15 protein-coding genes are annotated in these 19,766 nt (G+C 61.6%); 1 reads left to right on the top strand and 14 read right to left on the bottom strand.

From position 1 onward, the window contains the following. Positions 1–10 precede the first annotated feature (10 nt). Entirely contained in the window at positions 11–1,069 is a 1,059-nt protein-coding gene (locus AB0O97_RS03370) for a glycosyltransferase family 1 protein (protein WP_363880144.1), read from the top strand. Positions 1,070–1,467: 398 nt separating this feature from the next. Here the strand turns inward: AB0O97_RS03370 and AB0O97_RS03365 are convergent, their stop codons facing one another. The 14 genes from AB0O97_RS03365 to pyrR all read right to left on the bottom strand — a co-directional run bounded on the left by AB0O97_RS03365 (position 1,468) and on the right by pyrR (position 19,501). Continuing rightward, on the bottom strand, positions 1,468–3,804 hold the full coding sequence (locus tag AB0O97_RS03365; RefSeq protein WP_363879881.1) for a DUF222 domain-containing protein: 2,337 nt from the start codon (positions 3,802–3,804) through the stop codon (positions 1,468–1,470). Positions 3,805–3,894: 90 nt separating this feature from the next. Then, on the bottom strand, positions 3,895–6,213 hold the full coding sequence (locus tag AB0O97_RS03360; protein WP_363879878.1) for a primosomal protein N': 2,319 nt from the start codon (positions 6,211–6,213) through the stop codon (positions 3,895–3,897). A 140-nt stretch (positions 6,214–6,353) separates the two neighbouring features. Continuing rightward, complete coding sequence (gene metK / locus AB0O97_RS03355; RefSeq protein ID WP_363839810.1) at positions 6,354–7,556, bottom strand: methionine adenosyltransferase; 1,203 nt, start codon at positions 7,554–7,556, stop codon at positions 6,354–6,356. An 82-nt stretch (positions 7,557–7,638) separates the two neighbouring features. Next, a complete protein-coding gene (locus AB0O97_RS03350) occupies positions 7,639–9,072 on the bottom strand; it encodes a bifunctional phosphopantothenoylcysteine decarboxylase/phosphopantothenate synthase (protein ID WP_363880141.1) in 1,434 nt (477 codons plus the stop codon). Between the two features lie 32 nt (positions 9,073–9,104). Beyond that, entirely contained in the window at positions 9,105–9,362 is a 258-nt protein-coding gene (gene rpoZ, locus AB0O97_RS03345) for a DNA-directed RNA polymerase subunit omega (RefSeq protein ID WP_044575390.1), read from the bottom strand. A 97-nt stretch (positions 9,363–9,459) separates the two neighbouring features. Continuing rightward, on the bottom strand, positions 9,460–10,074 hold the full coding sequence (gmk, locus tag AB0O97_RS03340; protein WP_363879875.1) for a guanylate kinase: 615 nt from the start codon (positions 10,072–10,074) through the stop codon (positions 9,460–9,462). Then, entirely contained in the window at positions 10,071–10,391 is a 321-nt protein-coding gene (mihF, locus tag AB0O97_RS03335; protein WP_363879872.1) for an integration host factor, actinobacterial type, read from the bottom strand. The genes gmk and mihF overlap by 4 nt, the downstream gene beginning before the upstream one ends. Positions 10,392–10,514: 123 nt before the next feature. Further along, positions 10,515–11,381, bottom strand: coding sequence for an orotidine-5'-phosphate decarboxylase (pyrF, locus tag AB0O97_RS03330; protein WP_363879869.1), 867 nt, complete (start codon positions 11,379–11,381; stop codon positions 10,515–10,517). Then, positions 11,374–14,682, bottom strand: coding sequence for a carbamoyl-phosphate synthase large subunit (carB, locus tag AB0O97_RS03325; protein ID WP_363879866.1), 3,309 nt, complete (start codon positions 14,680–14,682; stop codon positions 11,374–11,376). The genes pyrF and carB overlap by 8 nt, the downstream gene beginning before the upstream one ends. Further along, entirely contained in the window at positions 14,682–15,911 is a 1,230-nt protein-coding gene (gene carA, locus AB0O97_RS03320) for a glutamine-hydrolyzing carbamoyl-phosphate synthase small subunit (protein WP_363879863.1), read from the bottom strand. Before carA ends, carB begins: the two co-directional genes overlap by 1 nt. Then, positions 15,908–16,534: a hypothetical protein gene (locus AB0O97_RS03315; protein WP_363879860.1), complete on the bottom strand. Its 627-nt coding sequence runs from the start codon at positions 16,532–16,534 to the stop codon at positions 15,908–15,910. The genes carA and AB0O97_RS03315 overlap by 4 nt, the downstream gene beginning before the upstream one ends. Further along, a complete protein-coding gene (locus AB0O97_RS03310; protein ID WP_363879857.1) occupies positions 16,534–17,859 on the bottom strand; it encodes a dihydroorotase in 1,326 nt (441 codons plus the stop codon). The genes AB0O97_RS03315 and AB0O97_RS03310 overlap by 1 nt, the downstream gene beginning before the upstream one ends. Beyond that, positions 17,856–18,893 carry an aspartate carbamoyltransferase catalytic subunit gene (locus AB0O97_RS03305; protein WP_363879854.1) on the bottom strand — a complete coding sequence of 346 codons (1,038 nt, stop codon included), beginning with the start codon at positions 18,891–18,893 and terminating at the stop codon, positions 17,856–17,858. Before AB0O97_RS03305 ends, AB0O97_RS03310 begins: the two co-directional genes overlap by 4 nt. Next, complete coding sequence (pyrR, locus tag AB0O97_RS03300; RefSeq protein ID WP_363879851.1) at positions 18,890–19,501, bottom strand: bifunctional pyr operon transcriptional regulator/uracil phosphoribosyltransferase PyrR; 612 nt, start codon at positions 19,499–19,501, stop codon at positions 18,890–18,892. The genes AB0O97_RS03305 and pyrR overlap by 4 nt, the downstream gene beginning before the upstream one ends. Positions 19,502–19,766 lie beyond the last annotated feature (265 nt).

Here is a 19,766-nt window from a genome sequence, read left to right as displayed (position 1 = left end):
CAAGATCGTCATGGACGCCCGCTTTACGCGCATGGACCACCACGACGGGATCAGCCGTTACGGCGCAAGTCTCATGACCGCCGTCGCACCTTATGCGCAGGTGACCATGCTCATTCATGACGAACGCCAGCTGGCCCTGCTGCCGGATTTGCCGTGGGTGAAGATCAATTCACCGCTGAGCCCGCTGGAGCTGTTCGTGTCCCGGCACGTGAACAAGCTCGGCGCCGATCTGGTGTTTTGCCCCATGCAAACCATGGGCAGCTGGGGACGGAAATACCCGCTCGTCCTGACGCTGCACGACCTCATATACTATGAGCACCCCGCCCCTCCCGGCTTTCTCCCGGCACCGGTGCGTGTGCTGTGGCGGCTTTATCACAAGGCGTATTGGCCTCAACGGTTGCTGCTCAACCGTGCCAATGTGGTGGCCACCATCAGTAACACCACGCTGTCACTGATGCGTAAGCACAAGCTCACCAAGCGTCCCGTGCGCATCATTGGCAACGCACCGCAGGGTGAGCGGACGCCGCGGGATCCTGCGGTAGCTCCGGAGAAGACACTGACTTACATGGGCTCGTTCATGCCCTATAAGAACGTGGAAACGCTGATCCGCGGCATGGCCGAACTGCCTGATTTCACGTTGAACCTGCTCAGCCGGATCACCCCGGAGCGTCGCGCAGAGTTGTCGGCGCTGGTGCCTGCCGGGGCCTCGGTGGTGTTCCACAATGGCGTGACCGACGCCGAATACGATCAGCTGCTGCTGCGCACCACGGCCCTTGTGACGCTGTCCAAGGCCGAAGGCTACGGGCTGCCACTGGTGGAGGCCATGGAATTGGGGACACCCGTGGTGGTCGCTGACACCGATATTTTCCGTGAGGTGGGCGGTACTGCGGCGCACTATGTGCCAGCCGATTCACCGCACGATTTTGCCGCTGCCGTCCACGCCTTGGCTGACCCGACGGACTGGGCTGCTTGCTCTACTGCGTCCGTTGCCCAGGCGGCCACGTTCAGTTGGGATTCCTCCGCCCAGGAACTGCTAGGAATTGCGCAGGAGTTACGAAAGCAGCGATGACCCTTCCACTCATCCAGGTTCACAAGAAGCCTCGCTTCGGCCTACCCTGGTTGGAGCTTTTCCTAGGCATCGGAACAGTTTTCTGGTTCTCCTGACGTAAGTGTGGGTGGCGTTATTTCTGGTATGGGAGCTTGACGATGACAGGTCCGCAGGCGAGCATGATCAGCGTATTTTTGAAGGCGCACTAGCCATGGCATGGCATGGCGTATGGCCGATGACCTGGCCGCACGTACTCTGTCAGAGCGCCTTGGTGAGGAGTATGTGGCCGACTTCGAGAAACTCGAATTTCTGGTGAAGATGCTGTCCATTCGAGACACCGACGTCAACCGGCGTACAAGGTCCCTGCTTGATACAACACTTGGTCGAAATCCAACTTAACAGGCAAGCAATCAACCGGTTTAGTTTGTCGGTTTTTTGGTGGTTTTGCTGATGATTTTTTTGAGCCATTTCGGGTATTCGGGCCGGTCTGGTTCGGTGTTCAGTGGTGGCCGGTACTTGCCGCTGGGCGTGATCCAGCCGATCCGTCCGTCTTTGGTGAGTTGTGGTGTCCAGCCACGGAGCTGGATCCCGGCCCGTTCTGGTTCATCAATACACCGCCGACGACCACGGCGGTTCTTATCGTCCTTGAAGTGCTTCATCAGGTGATGGCGTTTACAGGCTGGGCGCAAATTCGCCATGGTGGATGGTCCGCCGAATTCAAAAGCACGCAAGTGGTCCAGTTCCGTGTCCATGACTGGGTTGGGGCAATTCGGTACATAACAACACCCAGCAAGGCCCTGCAACACCGCTCGCTCCGCCGCCCGCAACGTATACCGTTGCGGTTCCAGCGGTAACGCTTCCCCGGTGATCGGATCAGTCAAAACCCGCAAGAACGAGGAACTATTACTCAACAGCTTCCGCGCTACTTCCTCCGGCACAGGACCACCCTGAGGACCCACCAATTCAGCGGGTTCATCCGTGATCCCCAACAACCCCAGAAACGGGACTTTCACCAACACCAACGCCTCAGGCATCGGCGGATCCACCAACACACCATGCCCAGCCAACTCCGTCAGCTGCCGTAAATAATCTGCCTCGGGATCCTCCACAATCCCATCCACCACAGAATCAACCAACCCAGACCCATCCCCCACCACAGCCACACAACCAACAAGGCCAGCAAGGCCAGCAGAGTCCGCAGGATCGGTAAGGCCAGCAGGATCAGTGGTGTCGGCTAGGTCAGTGGTGTCGGCGGGGTCAGGAGCGCAACGCTGAGTAGCCAGGCCAGCAGGGCCACCAACACCAACAGGGGCGGCAGGATCAGCAGGATCAGCGGGGTCAGGGGCGAAATACAGTTCAGCAGCCGTGGGACTGGCCGTAATAGTGGCCGTGCCGGCAACGGCAGGACCACCGGATAGGGTCCCTCCTGTGGCGACCTCGGACGTAGCACCGTTCTCACCAGGTGGGGGCGAAACCTCAGTCTCAGCTTCCAGGTTAGCTGCCTGGCCGTGGGGGCGGATCCTGCCCCTAAAAGCAGAACCAGAGCCATCAGCTCCACCAGGATCCCCGAGCCCGCCGGAGCCACCACACTCAACACCAGAACCAGAACCGGTTCTACTAGCAGCTCCAGCACTCTGGCCTGCTCCGGTGTTGGCCCCTGTACTGGTTCCCGTGCCGGTTCCTGAACCGGTTCCTGAACCGGCCGGGCTGCCGGCACTGGATCCTGCTCCTGCGGTGCCTGTGTTGAGGGTTGCTTCTGCCTCATCGACTAACTGTGTAGCGGTGGTGGGGAGGTTTTGTCCCAGCAGCAAGATAGTAGCAATATCAGCCCGTAACTGCGCCAGGGTCCTGTGTTCACGGCAGTCCTGACCCGTCCCGGCAGCATCAGCAACACGCTGAGCCCGCACACCCTCAGCCTTCATCGCCCGCGCCAACCTCGTGCACCGGGTATAAATTCCCGAGGCACTCACCGCCGGCATATGCAACCCCAACCACGCCATCCCATCAGCACCCACATCACACGTTAGCTTCCGCTTCGCGAAAGCCTCCTTGACCCGTACCGGGATCGTCTCAGGAAACATCTTCTCCCGCGCCCGACGAGCCTTGCCCATAAACGAATACGCGGTCGTCCCCGGCGCGAGATACAACAACCGACCCTCTAACACCGCCTCATCAGTGGCCCTAACGTGCCCCATAGAGCTCAGCGTCGCGATCTCCTCCACCATGACCACCGCATGCCGCCACGACAACTCCCCCGCTTCCAAGCCAGCTAACACTGCCGGGCGATCACCCACTAACGCGACACTGTGCTCAATCAATGTCGCCGTGGTGGGTTCAGGAATCCCCAACGCGAACGACATCTCCGTCGCCAACCCCGCCGCAGCAACCCCACGCTGAAAACCATCCAACGCCCACACTGACCGTTCAACAGCAGCCGCCCCAGCAACCCTAGCCACCAACCGTGCCTTACAACCCGCTAGAGCATCTTCTAAACACTTCACCGCGGCCAAGGCCTCCAAGCCAGCATCCCGCACACCCTCAGCAACGGAAAGCACCGAGGGCGGATCAACCTCCGGGCACGGATACGGTGCAGGATTCGAGGGCGAATACAACAACCGATCAGGTAACCCGGCCAACTCAGCATTGTCAGACCCAAAAGGTTCAATAGAAGGAAGAGTAATCCCAGCCAGCAGTGCCGCCACATCCTGTGTAGCGTCACCGCCCCGGCCCCCGGGGAACAACTCCCGAATACTCATAACAACAACACTAAACCCACCTATATAGAACGGCAATACATACCCGAAAGTAACTTCGAAAAATGTTTTATGGAAGGGTTCGGACCTATTTTAGAGAACGTCCAAACCGTCGCAACGGACTTGGACGGGCGCACCCACCCTGCGGGCTGCATTGGCAGCCTTCAAGGCACGCATATTGGCCGTGACGGTGGCTGCCATGGAGTACGGAAAGAGCAGGATGGTCCGGTAATCGGGGGCAGCCTCACCTTCGGCGCCGCCAGCACTCGATGCACTCATGTGCGCTGCTGCAACGGGTGCAGGGCCGATGCTTCGCACTGAATCCGGCAGCTTCAAGGCGGCATGAAAAGCCGCTACATCACTTTCTTGCCCCGTCAGCGACGCCAGTCGCATGGCCGGCGGGAGTCCGAGCTGGTGCCGCAGCGCAAACTCTCGTTCTGCGTGCCCGGCAGGATCCCAGCGCACCAATGCTGCCACTTCAGGCGACTCATCCGCGGTGACAACTACGATTCCTCCATCCTTGGCGGAACGCACCAGTGCAGCTGCGTTCATCCACCGACGCAGTGTTTCTTCACCGGCACGCAACGACTCTCTCCGAAGCATGGAATCGCCATCCAGCAAGAGCGCAGCCGCGTAACCGTGCGGAGCCACTGGCTCGGCCCCTATAGTGGCCACCACAATAGCCGGTTTATCCGGAACCATGGTTTTGATGTTGTCTCCAGAGGAAGAAATAACAGGCACCGATGGGAATGCTCTGCCTAGCTCTTCGGCAGTGCGTAAAGCACCCACGGTGATAGCCCTCAATTGGTTGAACCCGCAGGTGTTACAGCTGAAGGCGTTCTCGGGCTGGCCACACCATTTGCAGGTCACCGTGACGGAGGCAGAGCCAGCTGCCCGGCTTTGCATGAGCGGGCCGCTGCAGTGCTGGCAACGGGCAACTTCACGGCATCGCTGACAGGCAAGTGCTGGCGCGTATCCGGTCCGGGCTACCTGAACCAGCACAGGTCCGAACTTCAGCGCTGCCTTCGCGGTCTCCCAAGCCCTATGAGGTAGACGAGCCATGGCCACGGCAGGGTCACGCTCTTGCTCGAAGGAGTCGGAGGTGCTGATGACCCTGGCCGTGGCCTTACGTACCTCTGGGCGGGCGGCGACGAGGTCCTGCGCCCAGCCTGTGGCAACGAGGCGCTGGGATTCGCTACTCCTGCTGTGTCCGGCCATCAAGACTGCTGTGTCTTCAATACCCGAACGAAGTAGCAGTACATCACGACTGTGCTGGTAAGGGGCCCGGCGTTCAACGTGGAGTTCGTCGCCGTCGTCCCAACAACAGACCAAACCCAAATCCGCCACGGGTGCGTAGGCAGCCGAACGGGTGCCGATGACAATCTTTACGTCGCCAGAGAGTACACGGAGGAAGTTGGCATAGCGAAGGCTGGGGCCGTCGTCGGCCGTCAATTTGACGAAGCTGTCCTCAGGCAGCACTTGAGCAAAAGCCGCTTCCAGCAGCTCAAGGTCGCGCAAATCTGGCACGACCACAATGGCCCCACGCCCGGACAGCTGGCAATAAGCCACAACCTGAGCCAGCTGCCTGTGCCACGACATAGGCCCGAAGCCGTGAAGTGTTGCTAGGACAGCTTTGGGGCTATCCCCCATGGCCAGCCGGGTCAGAAAGTCCTCGGCACGTGGGTAATCACCGAACAGAGAATGGCCAGGCTTGGCAGCCGCAGGCAACTCTAGAAGCGGTTCCACGTGGGGATCGTGGACCACTGCTCCCCCAACTCGGCTGACGTCGGCGGCGGTCCGCTGGCCTGTGCCAGTAGTGGAGCCAGCAGCAACGCCAGCCGTTGGACCGGAGCCACTCTCAGCGCCTGAGCCAGCACCGCCGGCGCTAGGCCCCGTGCTAGGCCCGGTGCCATGGCCCCCTTCACTGCCAACCCGCTCAGCCGCCTTTTTCAGGTAAACCTTTTCCAAGCTGGCAACCCGCGGTGGTACAGCGACGCGCAACACATCAGACACCGTGCCGCAGTAGCGGGCCGCTACCTGATGCGCCAGTTCCAACACCTGCGGTGCCAGCACGGGGACCGCCGAGTACACGCGGCTCAGCGGCACCAAACGGTCGCTCTCGGATTCAGCCACGCGAGCCACCAGGAAGCCGTTGAGGTCCTGGCCGGAGAATTTCACGCGCACGCGCACGCCCGGCTGTGCCTCGGCGTCGAGCTCCAAGGGAACAGAATAGTCAAAGATCCGGTCAAGGTGCGGCAATGGTGAATCAATGACCACGTGTGCCACCGGCAGAACTGGCGCCAAAACAACGCCGCTATGAGGATCGGCCACACGCTCCTTGGCCACAAAGCCACTCAACAGGCTCAGCTGCACACCTTCGCCCGGGCCATCATGGTGTGGTGAATCAGCCATGGCATCCTCCTGCGATCGGTGCGGCAAACCCGCATGCGGGCTTGAATGTTCGGCCGAAAAACTCGGCCTAAAACAAGCTAAGCACAGGCCACTGACAAAGTAGTCGGTGGGCTGTGCTCAGCTGTGGATAACGGAAGTGATTAGGCGTTGAAGTAGGCCTTCAAAGCATCGACGCGGTCCAGGTTTTCCCAGGTGAAATCGGGGTCGTCGCGGCCAAAGTGACCGTGCGCGGCCGTCTTGGCGTAGATGGGGCGCTTGAGGTCAAGGCTGTCGATGATGGCCATGGGGCGCAGATCGAAGATGGCCGCAATGGCATCCTCGATGCGGCGCGGATCCACGGTTTCGGTGCCGAACGTCTCAACGTACACACCCACCGGGCGAGCCACGCCAATGGCGTAACCGACCTGGATTTCAGCCCGTGAGGCCAACCCGGCAGCAACCACGTTCTTGGCAACCCAGCGCATGGCGTAAGCGGCGGAACGGTCAACCTTTGACGGGTCCTTACCGGAGAAGGCGCCACCACCGTGACGGGCCATGCCGCCGTAGGTATCGACGATGATCTTCCGGCCTGTCAAACCGGCATCGCCCACGGGACCGCCCACCACGAACGGCCCAGCCGGGTTCAGGTACGTCTTCAGGCCGGAAACATCCAGACCGGAGGCTTCCATGACCGGAGCAATAACGAACTCGCTCAGATCGGCGCGCAGCTTGTCCAGCATGGTGCCTTCGGCGTGCTGACTGGAGATGACAACGGTGTCTACCGAGACGGGCTTTTCGCCGTCGTACCCGATGGTCACCTGGGTCTTGCCGTCGGGGCGCAAGTATTCCAGCAGACCGGACTTGCGCACATCGGTGAGGCGTTCGGAGAGCCGGTGCGCCAGGTAGATGGGGGTGGGCATGTAGGACGCGGTCTCATTGCTGGCGTAGCCGAACATGAGGCCCTGATCGCCGGCACCCTGGGAGTCGTACTTGTCCACGGCGGTGCCTTCGCGGACCTCGAGAGCGTTGAAAACGCCGTCGGAAATGTCCTGCGACTGCTGACCGATCGAGACGGACACGCCGCAACGGGCGCCGTCGAAGCCGTTTGCGGAGGAATCGTAGCCAATGTCCAAGATGGTGTTGCGGACAATCGCCGGGATTTCCACGTAGGCATTGGTGGTCACCTCGCCCGCCACATGGACCAAGCCAGTGGTGGCCATGGTCTCAACGGCGACGCGGGAGTCCGGGTCTTCGGCCAGCAGCGCGTCAAGGATGGCGTCGCTGATCTGGTCGCAAATTTTATCGGGGTGGCCTGCCGTCACCGATTCGGAGGTAAATAGGCGCAGGGGGTTTACTGAAGTCACTGTTCTACTTTACTTTGGGATAGCTCGCCACCCATTGCGGTGAGACACGGTTTGTCATACATAGTGTGTTGCTGGCGCGTGGTTAGGTAGTGCCTGAGGTGTGGCCGAGCCTCTGCGCAATCAGACGTACGACGGCGTCAGCTACCTCACGCTTGCTGCCCCCGGATTGCACGGGTGTTGCACCGTCTAGAGCCAAAATCTCGACATGGTTGGTGTCTTGACCAAAGACCCGCTCGGTGCCGGAATCCCCCGGCCCCACTTCATTGACCACGAGCAAGTCGCAGCCCTTGCGGCGCAGTTTCGCTTCAGCGTAAGTGCGGGCATCTGCTTCGTCGTCGCCTGTTTCTGCGGCAAATCCAACAATGAACTGCTGCTGGTTTTGCGCGGAACGGTGGGCCACGAGTTCCGCCAAAATATCCGGGTTGCGGACCAGAGTGATGACGGGATCCTCGACGTTGTCGCGCTTCTTGATCTTGCCGGAAGAAACGTTGGCCGGACGGAAATCGGCCACGGCAGCGGCCATGATGACCACGTCGGCCGAGGCCGCCGCTGCCAGCGTTGCCTTCCGCAAGTCAAGAGCAGTCTCAATCGGCTGCAGCTTGGCACCGGCGGGAGGGGCTACTTCCAGGTGGGCGTGGATCAAGGTGACCGTGGCGCCCGCAGCCAATGCTGCCTCGGCCAGGGCCACGCCCTGCTTGCCCGAAGATTTGTTGCCCAAGAACCGCACAGGATCCAGAGGTTCTCGCGTCCCACCAGCAGTGATCAGAACGTTCATTCCAGTCAGCGGGCCATCTTCGACAGCAAGGGGTGCCGAGCCCGTAAGGGAGTCCGTGGCGGGCAGCAGATTCGCATCGTCGTTGACAGCTCCAGAGTGGTCCGAGGGCTCTGCCATGATGACTGGCTCGGCGCCAGCGGCAGTCTCAACAAGATTCCCGGCGCCCCACTGGCCCCCCACGCTAGGTGCGGCTTCAGTGGGTGCCGAGGATCCGGCGTCGTCAAGCAATGCCATGGCGGCGGTAAAAATCGCTTCCGGCTCGGGGAGCCGGCCGGGACCGGAGTCCACGCCAGTCAGGCGCCCCACCGCAGGGTCCAGCACGTGCACGCCGCGGGACCGCAGCGTGGCAACGTTGGCTTGCGTGGCGGCATGAGCCCACATTTCTGTGTGCATGGCCGGGGCAAAAAGCACCGGGCCGCGGGCCATCAGCAAGGTGGTGGTCAACAGATCGTTGGCGTGTCCGCCAGCGGCCTTCGCCAAAAGATCAGCGGTGGCCGGGGCCACCACGATCAAATCGGCCTCATGGCCGATTCGTACGTGGTTGACCTGATCCACGGCGTCAAAAACATTGTTGGTGACGGACCGGCCACTGAGGGCCTCCCAGGTGGCGACACCCACAAAGTTGGTGGATGCGTCGGTGGGGATGACCGTGACCTGATGGCCTGCCTCGGTGAAGAGGCGCAGCAACAAGGCCGCCTTGTAGGCGGCGATGCCGCCGCCTACTCCCAAAACAATGTTCAGCTCAGACACCGTGGCTGTGCTCAAACTTCCTGTTACGCGGTCTCGACGGGGGTGGAAACCAGCAGGCCCTCGTCGATTTCACGGAAAGCGATAGAGAGCGACTTCTCGTTCAACTTGGTGTCTACCAGCGGGCCAACGTACTCGAACAGGCCCTCGTGGAGCTGTGCGTAGTAAGCGTTGATCTGACGTGCGCGCTTGGCACCAAAGATGACCAGTCCGTACTTCGAATCGGCAGCTTCAAGCAGCGAATCGATCGAGGGATTGATGATGCCTTCGGGTTGTGTAGTCAATTACTTCTCCAAAAAATCGAAAGGGTGTCTTGCAGATCCAACAATGTGCACGGTTCGCTAACGGTTTGTCAGCGGTTACCGTGCAACTTATCTTGGCTCAAGCAGTGTGGTGAGGGGTGAGCCCCATCAGTTCAACAAGCGCGGCTGCAGCCCGGCTGACATCGTCATTAACAATGACGTAATCAAATTCCGGGGCGGCAGCAAGTTCCAGTTTAGCGGTTTCTAGGCGACGGTGCTGTTCTTCGGCTGTTTCTGTGCCGCGTCCCACCAATCGGCGGACCAGTTCGTCCCAATTGGGCGGGCCCAAAAACACGAAGTCAGCCTCGGGCATGGCTTCTTTCACCTGGCGTGCGCCTTGCAAATCAATCTCCAGCAGCACCGATTTTCCATCAGCCACAGCCGCTTCAACAGTGCTGCGCAACGTGCCATAGCGGTTCACGCCGTGGACAACGGCCCACTCGAGCAGATCGCCGGCAGCAACGAGACCATCAAAGTCCTCCGCTGACTTGAAGAAGTAGTGGATACCTTCATCCTCGTTCGGGCGCGCCTTGCGTGTGGTTGCTGAAACGGACAGCCACACCTCAGGGTAGTTATCCCTGATGAAAGTTGAAACAGTGCCCTTGCCAACCGCCGTGGGCCCGGCCAGAACGGTGACACCTCTGCGGGGCTTGGTGCGGACGGTGTTTTCCTTCGGTACGGAAACCTCGCTCATGACTTCTTTCCAAGGTATTCAATCAAGGCTCGGCGTTGGTGTATGCCTAAGCCACGCACCCTGCGGGTCGGGGCAATACCCAGCTCGCTCATGATCACAGTTGCACGTACCTTTCCAATGCCCGGGAGGGCTTCCAATAAATCACTGACTCTGAGTCTGTCCAGGGCCGGCTCCGTGGTGGCTGCGCCAAGCACATCTGCCACACTGGCCTGTCCCGATTTTAGATCCTGTTTTGTCTGGGACCTCACCGCCCGGGCTGCAATGGCCTTGATCCGCGCGTCTGCGCGTTGTTCATGCGAGAGGTGCGGCAAGTTCACGAAAAAGGCTCCCTGATGACGAATGTCCCCGGCGCGGATGGCGAACACAGTTAGTGGTTCGAACCTATCCGCACCGGGGAAGCAAATCAATCTGCTCTTGGCTGGCCGCGACTACGGCCGACGCTATTTCAGCCCGGCCAACGTTTCTGTGGTAGCTGCCTGTAGAGCCGCCAGATTCGGCCCGGCAGCCAAGATACCCCGGCTCGAGGTACCCAAGACTGCCGGATATGCCGCCCCAAAAGTGGCCTGCATATCGGCACCCGTGGCACCCTGCGCACCCAAGCCTGGCGCCAGGATTGGGCCATGTAGGGCCGCCAAATCAATGTCCAGGTCCTTCAGCGCACTGCCCACAGTTGCCCCAACAACGAGTCCGACAGAACCTAGCGCCGCTTGTGCATAGCGTTGATTTTCCTGCGCTGCCGCCTGCACAATGCGCTTGGCCACCGATTCATTGCCGCCCACATGCTGCACCGAAGCGCCCTCCGGGTTGGAAGTCAATGCGAGAACAAACACACCCCGGCCGTTGTCTGCGGCCAGATCTAGTGCCGGACGCAATGACTCAAACCCCAGATATGGGCTCAGTGTCACCGAATCGGCGGCCAGGGCCGAACCGTCGCGCAGCCAGGCATCGGCATAACCGGCCATGGTGGAGCCAATGTCCCCACGTTTGGCGTCGGCGATGGTCAAGACGTCGGCGTCAACTGCTGCAGCCAGCAGATCCTCAAGCACGGCCAATCCGGCCGAACCGTGACGCTCATAGAGCGCCACCTGAGGCTTGATGGCGGCCGCCAATGGCGCAACAGCTTCCAACACCGTGAAGGAAAACGTCCGCAGGCCCTGGATGGAATCCTCCAGTCCCCAGACCGCCAGCAGCCCTGGGTGCGGGTCGATACCCACACACAGCGGACCACGGGCAGTCATCGCCTCGGCGAGCCGGGCGCCGAAGGACGCTCGCTGGCCGCCGTCGAGCCTTGACTCCGGATTAGGCATTCTGGGCTGCCTGACCTGCGGCCAGGACCACGGCGTGCTCCTGCAAGCTGGTGACATCCCATTCGTAGGAGCGCAATGCCTCCATGGCCTGGACGGCAACGTTGAACTCGGCCACTGTGGTGATGCACGGACGGCCGTTAGAGACCGCCGCTGCCCGGATCTCGTAGCCGTCGCCGCGGGCCTGACCACCTGAAGGGGTGTTGAAGATCATGTCGATCTCACCGTTATTGATGAGGTCCACAATGCTCTGGTCATCGGAGTTGGCGCTTTCCTGACTGATCTTGCGAACAGTAGTTGAAGCGATGCCGTTGCGGCGCAGTACATCGGCAGTACCCCCGGTGGCCACGATCTCGTAGCCCAGGTCAACCAGACGCTTGACGGCCATGATGATGGAGCGCTTATCGCGGTTCGCCACGGAGACGAACACGGTTCCGGAGACGGGCAGGGCACCATTGGCGGCCGCCTGGCTCTTGGCGAAGGCGGTGTCAAAGTGCTTGTCAATGCCCATGACCTCACCGGTGGAACGCATTTCCGGCCCGAGCAGGGAGTCCACTACGTGGCCCTCCACCGTACGGAAACGGTTGAAGGGCAGAACAGCTTCCTTCACGGCGACCGGAGCGTTGTCGGGCAGCTTTCCGCCGTCGCCAACCTCAGGCAGGATGTGGTGGACGCTACGCAGGTGGGCGATGGAGACACCAACACCGATAAGCGCGGCGGCCTTGGCCATCTGCACGCCAGTTGCCTTGGAGACAAACGGCACGGTGCGGGAGGCACGCGGGTTGGCTTCGAGCACGTAGAGGATGTCAGCAGCCAGTGCGAACTGGATGTTGATCAGGCCGCGCACGCCAACACCTTCGGCGATGGCGCGGGTAGCCACACGGACGCGTTCCTGCACGTCCTTGCCCAGGGTGATGGGAGGCAACACACAAGCGGAGTCACCGGAGTGAATTCCAGCTTCTTCAATGTGCTCCATGATGCCGCCAAGGTACATGTCCTTGCCGTCGAAGAGTGCATCGACGTCAATCTCGATGGCGTCTTCCAGGAACCGGTCAATCAGGACCGGGTGCGCCTCGGTGATTTCCGTGGCGTTCTTGATGTAGCGGGACAGATTCGCCTCATCGTACACAATCTCCATGCCGCGGCCGCCCAAAACGTAGGACGGACGGACCAAGACGGGGTAGCCAATTTCGTCGGCGATCTTCTTAGCGTCGTTGAAGGACACGGCAGTGCCGTTCTTCGGCGCGATCAGACCGGCCTCGTCCAAGACGCGGGAGAACATGCCGCGGTGCTCAGCCAAGTCGATGGCTTCCGGGGAAGTACCCAAGATGGGCACACCGGCGTCGGCCAGTTCCTGAGCCAGCTTCAGCGGAGTCTGACCGCCGAGCTGCACGAAGACGCCCATGACGCCACCGGTGCGCTCTTCGGCCGCAATGACCTCCAACACGTCTTCCAGCGTCAGCGGCTCAAAGTACAGGCGGGTGGAGACGTCGTAGTCGGTGGAGACGGTTTCCGGGTTGCAGTTGACCATGACGGTCTCGTAGCCGGCCTTGCGCAGGGCCATGGAGGCGTGCACGCAGGAGTAGTCGAACTCGATGCCTTGGCCAATACGGTTCGGACCCGAGCCGAGGATGATGACGGACGGCTTTTCGTGCAGCGCAATCTCATCTTCCTCATCGTAGGAGGAGTAGTGGTACGGCGTGTACGCAGCAAATTCGGCGGCGCAGGTGTCCACCGTCTTGTAGACAGGGCGGATGTTCAGGGCCTGGCGGACGCCACGCACCACTGCCTCCGAGTTGTGCGTGATCTCACCGATCTGGACATCGGAGAAGCCGTGGCGCTTGGCCAGTTTCAGCATTTCCGGGGTCAGCGCGGTGGACTGGCGGATGGTCGCGGCCACTTCGTTGAGCAATACCAGCTGGTCTAGGAACCAGGGGTCAATGCCCGTGGCCTCGTAGAGCTCTTCAATGCTGGCTCCACCCAGGAGGGCGCGCTGAACCTGTGAGAGACGCTCCGTGGTGGGGCGCTTAGCCGCTTCAATCAGATCGGGGACGTCCAGAGCGTTGACGGAGGAGAAGTCCAGGCTGGCGCCCTTCTGCTCCAAGGAACGCAGCGCCTTCTGCAGGGCTTCGGTGAAGTTGCGGCCCATGGCCATGGCTTCGCCGACGCTCTTCATGGTGGTGGTCAGGGTGGGATCCGCTGCCGGGAACTTCTCGAACGCGAAGCGGGGAACCTTGACAACAACGTAGTCCAGAGCCGGTTCAAAGGAGGCCGGGGTCTTCTGGGTGATGTCGTTCGGGATCTCATCCAGCGTGTAACCCAGGGACAGCTTGGTCGCGATCTTGGCAATGGCGAAGCCGGTTGCCTTCGAGGCCAGTGCGGAGGAGCGGGAAACGCGCGGGTTCATCTCAATCACCACGACACGGCCGGTGTCGGGCTCAATCGCGAACTGGATGTTGCAACCACCGGTGTCAACGCCAACCTCGCGGATGATCGCGATGGAGATGTCACGCAGGTTCTGGTATTCGCGGTCCGTCAGGGTCATGGCCGGGGCCACGGTGATGGAGTCGCCCGTGTGAACGCCTACCGGGTCAAAGTTTTCAATGGAGCACACAACAACGACGTTGTCGTTCTTGTCGCGCATCATCTCCAGCTCGTATTCCTTCCAGCCAAGGATGCTCTCTTCGAGCAAAACCTCGGTGGTGGGGCTGTACTGCAGGCCCTGGCCCACAATGCGCTCCAAGTCCGACGGCGTGTAGGCCAGGCCGGAGCCCAACCCGCCCATGGTGAAGGACGGGCGCACGACCATGGGGTAGCCCAGGTCCTCGGCGGCCGCGAAGGCCTCCTCGATGGTGTGGATGATGTGGCTGCGGGCCGATTCGGCACCGCAGCGCTCAACGACGCCCTTGAACTTTTCGCGGTCCTCGCCGAGCTCGATGGCGGCGATATTCGCGCCGATCAGCTCAACGTTGTACTTGGCCAGCACGCCGTTCTTGTCGAGTGCGATCGCGGCGTTCAACGCGGTCTGACCACCGAGGGTGGGCAGGATGGCGTCGGGGCGCTCCTTGGCGATGATCTTCTCAATCACCTCGGGGGTGATGGGCTCAACGTAGGTGGCGTCAGCGAACTCGGGGTCGGTCATGATGGTGGCCGGGTTGGAGTTGACGAGGATGACCCGCAGGCCCTCTTCCTTCAAAACACGCAGCGCCTGGGTGCCGGAGTAATCAAACTCGGCAGCCTGGCCAATCACGATCGGGCCGGAGCCAATGACCAAAACTGACTTAAGATCTTCCCTCTTTGGCATTACTTGTTTTCCTGGCTCTGTGTGGTCTGGCTCTGTGCGGTCTCGCCCTGGGCGGACTTACTGGCGTCTGATGTCTTGTAGGCGGTCATGAGATTGATGAACCTGTCGAACAGGTAGGCGGCGTCGTGCGGGCCGGCCGCGGCCTCGGGGTGATACTGCACCGAGAAGGCGGGGATGTCGAGGCAGGAGAGGCCTTCAACAACCTGATCGTTGAGGCTGATGTGGCTGACCTCAACCCGACCGAAGCGCTCCTCGGGAGCCTGGGTGGGCCCGTCCAGTGGTGCGTCGACGGCGAAGCCGTGGTTCTGGCTGGTGATTTCCACCTTGCCGGTGCTGCGGTCCAAGACTGGCTGGTTCATGCCGCGGTGGCCGTAACGCAGCTTGTACGTACCAAAGCCCAAGGCGCGGCCCAGGATCTGGTTGCCGAAGCAGATGCCGAAGTACGGGACCCCGGCGTCCAAGAAGCTGCGTACGAAGCCCACCTGGCGGTCCGCCGTAGCGGGGTCACCGGGGCCGTTGGAGATGAAGACGCCGTCGGGGTTCAACTCCATGGCTTCTTCAAAAGTGGTGGCGGCAGGCAGCACGTGCAGGCGAACGCCGCGCTCGGCGAAACGGGCCGGGGTCATGGCCTTCATGCCAAGGTCCAGCGCCACAATGGTGAACAGGGTCTCCCCCGTCCAGCCGTGGTCAGCAGGTTCGACGACGTACGCCTCCTTCGTGCTGACCTCTTCAGCCAGGCGCAAACCCTCCATGGACGGCTGAGCGGCGACTTCTGCGAGTAGTTCGGCTTCGGGCCGGGCTGCTGCCTCGCCGGAGAAGATGCCGGCCTTCATGGAACCGCGCTCACGCAGGTGCCGGGTGATGGCGCGGGTGTCAACACCCTGGATGCCGACAATGCCCTGGGAGATGAGTTCGTCGTCGAGCGTTCCCTCGCTACGCCAGTTGGACGAGCGGCGGGCCGCGTCACGGACAACATAACCGGCAGCCCAGATCTTGGCCGACTCGTTGTCAGCCTTGTTCACACCGGTGTTGCCGATATGCGGGGCCGTCTGGATGATCAGCTGACGAGCGTAGGACGGGTCCGTGAGGGTTTCCTGGTAACCGGTCATACCCGTGGTGAAGACTGCCTCGCCCAGGGTCGTGCCCTGTGCCCCGTAGCTGCTGCCACGGAAAGTGCGGCCATCTTCCAAGACTAAAAGTGCCTGTGCAGGCATGGTTGCATGACTCATTCTGATTTGTTCTTTCCGTTGCGTTCGACTGCGGGTGTATCGATGTTCTGCACATCAGGTTCTACGTCTGGTTGCGCCTCAGGTGCTGCATTCTCTATCTTTTCTAACAAACCGTTATCTGCCATTTTGGCACCTTCGGGCAGCAAGGTTTGCAATGTTTCCATCAGCGGGTGTTTGGCACCGGCCTCGGTGGTGCGGAATCCGGTGTCAACTTCAGCGCCAGCTAGAAGCCAGCTGATGACGACGATCCCGTCTTTTTCCACAAATTTCCCGGCCATCCCGGCTTGTGTGGCCAGTTCCGTGAAGTGCTCTTTGGCAATGAAAATATCCTGCGCACCGGAGCGCTCCACGAGGATCCCTGACGGGTAGGCGTGGACCACTGCGGGGGTTCGGATGCCTAGCCCGTGAACTGCGAGCCGATCCAACCAGTCTCCGCCGGAGGTGGTGACTACGTATTGTCCCGGGACGCTAATGAGTGCTTCGCCTAGCTCAGCAGGCACCTCGGGGAGTTGTCCGACGTCGGCCTGGCGCTTGAGCTTATTGCGCCAGCCCCACCACATCAAGGTGAAGGCCACGGCAACGATCAGCAGCGTCAGAATGCCTGGCACTATCCGCTCATCCACTAGTTAGCTCCGTGAACGAAAGGGGTGTTGAGCTTGCCATCCAGCACGGTGGGGTGGCCGTTGAAGAAGGTGGCCACCACCTTGCCCGGCAGCACCAAGCCGGCAAACGGTGAGTTGCGGCCCTTGGTGGCCATGGCGTACGGGTCCACGTTCCAGCGGGCTGCAGGGTCAACCAGCACAATGTTGGCCGGCTCCCCTACTTCCAAGGGTCGTCCCTGATCGGCCAACTGGCCAATCTGGGCCGGGGTGGTGGAGGTGACGCGGGCAAAGTCTGCCCAGGTCATCAGACCGGTTTCGATCATGGTTTCCTGCACCACCGACAGGGCTGTTTCCAGGCCTGTCATGCCCATCGCCGCGGCAGCCCATTCGCATTCCTTGGCTTCGCTGGGGTGCGGGGCGTGGTCGGTTCCGACAATGTCAATGGTGCCGTCAGCGAGGGCTGCGCGCAGGGCGAGCACGTCGGCGTCGGCGCGCAGGGGCGGGTTGACCTTGTAGACCGGGTTGTAGCTGCGGACCAGTTCTTCGGTCAGCAGCAAGTGGTGCGGGGTGACCTCTGCGGTCACGGAGATGCCGCGTTCCTTGGCCCAGCGGATGATCTCCACCGATCCGGCCGTGGACACGTGGCAAACGTGCAGGCGTGAGCCCACGTGCTGGGCCAGCAGGACATCGCGGGCAATGATGGACTCTTCGGCAACAGCTGGCCAACCGGCCAAGCCGAGATCTGCAGAGACCACGCCCTCGTTCATCTGGGCGCCTTCGGTGAGGCGGGGTTCCTGCGCGTGCTGAGCGATCACGCCGTCGAACGCCTTGACGTATTCCAGAGCGCGGCGCATCAGGACGGGATCGCTCACGCAGATGCCGTCGTCGGAGAAGACCCGGACGCGGGCGCGGGAATCGGCCATGGCGCCGAGCTCGGCCAGCTGGGCACCGGCCAGGCCCACGGTGACGGCGCCGACGGGGCGCACATCCACCCAACCGGACTCACGGCCCAGGGTGTAAACCTGCTCCACCACACCGGCGGTATCGGCCACCGGTGAGCTGTTGGCCATGGCGTGGACGGCGGTGAAGCCGCCCAAAGCAGCGGCGCGGGTTCCGGTTTCAACGGTTTCGGCGTCTTCGCGGCCAGGTTCGCGCAGGTGGGTGTGCAGGTCAACCATGCCGGGCAGCGCTACCAACGCGCTGGCGTCGATGACGGTGGCGTCCCCCACCACATCAGCGGCGAGGCCCTCCCCGACGGCGGCAATAACGCCGTCGCGCACCAAGATGTCGGCTCTATCCTGACCCAAGAGGGAGGCCGAACGAATCAAGTAACTTACGGAAGTCATGACGGGTCCTTTACAAGAGGCAGAGTGTGTGAAGTCAGTGGCTGCGCTGGGGCGGCCGGTGCGGGGTTCTCACGCATCTCACCGGACAGCAACAGGTACAGGGCCGCCATGCGCACCGAGACACCGTTGCGGACCTGGGCCAGCACGGTGGAACGGGGTGAATCGGCGGCGGCGGAAGAAATCTCCAGGCCGCGGTTCATGGGCCCGGGGTGCATGATGATGGTGTCCTTGAGGTTCAGGGCATCCAGTTTGGCGAGGCGGGCGTCGTCGAACCCCCACCGGCGGGCGTACTCTCGCGTTGAGGGGAAGAAGGAGGCGTTCATGCGCTCGGCTTGAACGCGCAGCATCATGACGGCGTCAACACCGGTTTCCAGAGCTGCGTCGAGATCGTAGCTGACCTCGCAAGGCCAATGTTCGACGCCGACCGGCAGCAAGGTGGGCGGCGCCACCAAGGTCACGTGGGCACCAAGGGTACGCAGCAGCCAGACGTTGGATCGAGCCACGCGGGAATGCAGCACATCTCCCACGATCAGCACGCGCATGCCGGCTAGATCGGCGCCCACCGAGGCGGTGCCTTGAATCTTGGACCAGTGGGCACGCATCGTGAACGCATCCAACAATGCTTGGGTGGGGTGGGCGTGGGTGCCGTCGCCGGCGTTGATGACGGCGGCGTCAATCCAGCCCGAGTTGGCCAGCTGCGCGGGGGCGCCGGAGGCCCAGTGCCTGATGACCACTGCGTCAGCGCTCATGGCTTCCAGGGTCTGGGCCGTGTCCTTGAGGGATTCACCCTTGGACACCGAGGAGCCCTTGGCGCTGAAGTTGATGACATCCGCGGAGAGTCGCTTTGCGGCTGCTTCGAAGGAGATGCGGGTGCGGGTGGAGTCCTCGAAGAAGAGGTTCACCACGGTGCGGCCCCGCAGGGCCGGGAGCTTCTTGATTTCACGTTCGCCCACGGCGCTCATTTCCTGAGCAGTGTCCAGGATTTGAATCGCGTTTTCGAGGCTCAGTTGCTCAGTAGACAGCAAATGCCTCATGCGCCGGCCTCAATCACAACTTCGTCATGAGCAGCAATGCCGCCGTCAATCTCAACGAGGTGCACACGTACTTTTTCACTCGAGGATGTGGGCAGGTTCTTACCCACATGATCGGCCCTGATAGGCAGTTCGCGGTGGCCGCGGTCAACGAGTACCGCCAGGCGGACGGCGCGGGGGCGGCCCAAATCAACGAGGGCATCCAGTGCGGCCCGGATGGTGCGACCGGAGTACAGCACGTCATCGACGAGCACAATGGTTTTTCCATCAATGCCGGAGACGGGCAGCTGGGTGCGCTGGGGTGCTCGGGTGGGTTGGTGGGCTAGATCGTCACGGAACATGGTGACATCGAGCTGGCCGACAATGGCGGTGGGGTCGATCGCCGGATCGCTGGCGGCCAATTTTGCGGCCAAGCGTTGAGCCAACGGGAAGCCGCGGCGCGGGATGCCCAAGAGGAGCAGATCCTGCGAGCCTTTGTTGGCTTCTAAGATTTCATAGGCGATACGAGTCAGTGCCCGTTCAATGTCCGCGGCGTTGAGAACCACGCGGGACACAGTGACAGGCGCTGAGGTTGATGGAACTTCCCCAAATGCTGCAGAGGAATTGCTCATTTTCTCGCGTCCCCTTTCCCCGCCTCACTGGACGGAATTAAAAGGTTGATTGCGTACACCTCAAACTACCACAGCAGCAGGTAGCTCCCGTGTCCGCTACAGCGGTGCCAGAGCGTGATCCGAGGCGTACGCGAGGGTCTGCGTCAGGGTCTGCGTAAGAGGTCCTCGGGCCTGTGTCGCTCGCACCGGGTGCCGCAGTAGATACCGGGTGCGGCGGTAGATGATGTGGGGAATGGGGTGCGGTGAGCGCGTCATCTTTGAGTGA

This window comes from Specibacter sp. NPDC078692 (genome assembly GCF_040686835.1).
Taxonomy (GTDB): domain Bacteria; phylum Actinomycetota; class Actinomycetes; order Actinomycetales; family Micrococcaceae; genus Specibacter.
Note: the sequence above shows the minus strand (reverse complement) of the source record. Positions and strands in the feature narration are given on the sequence as shown.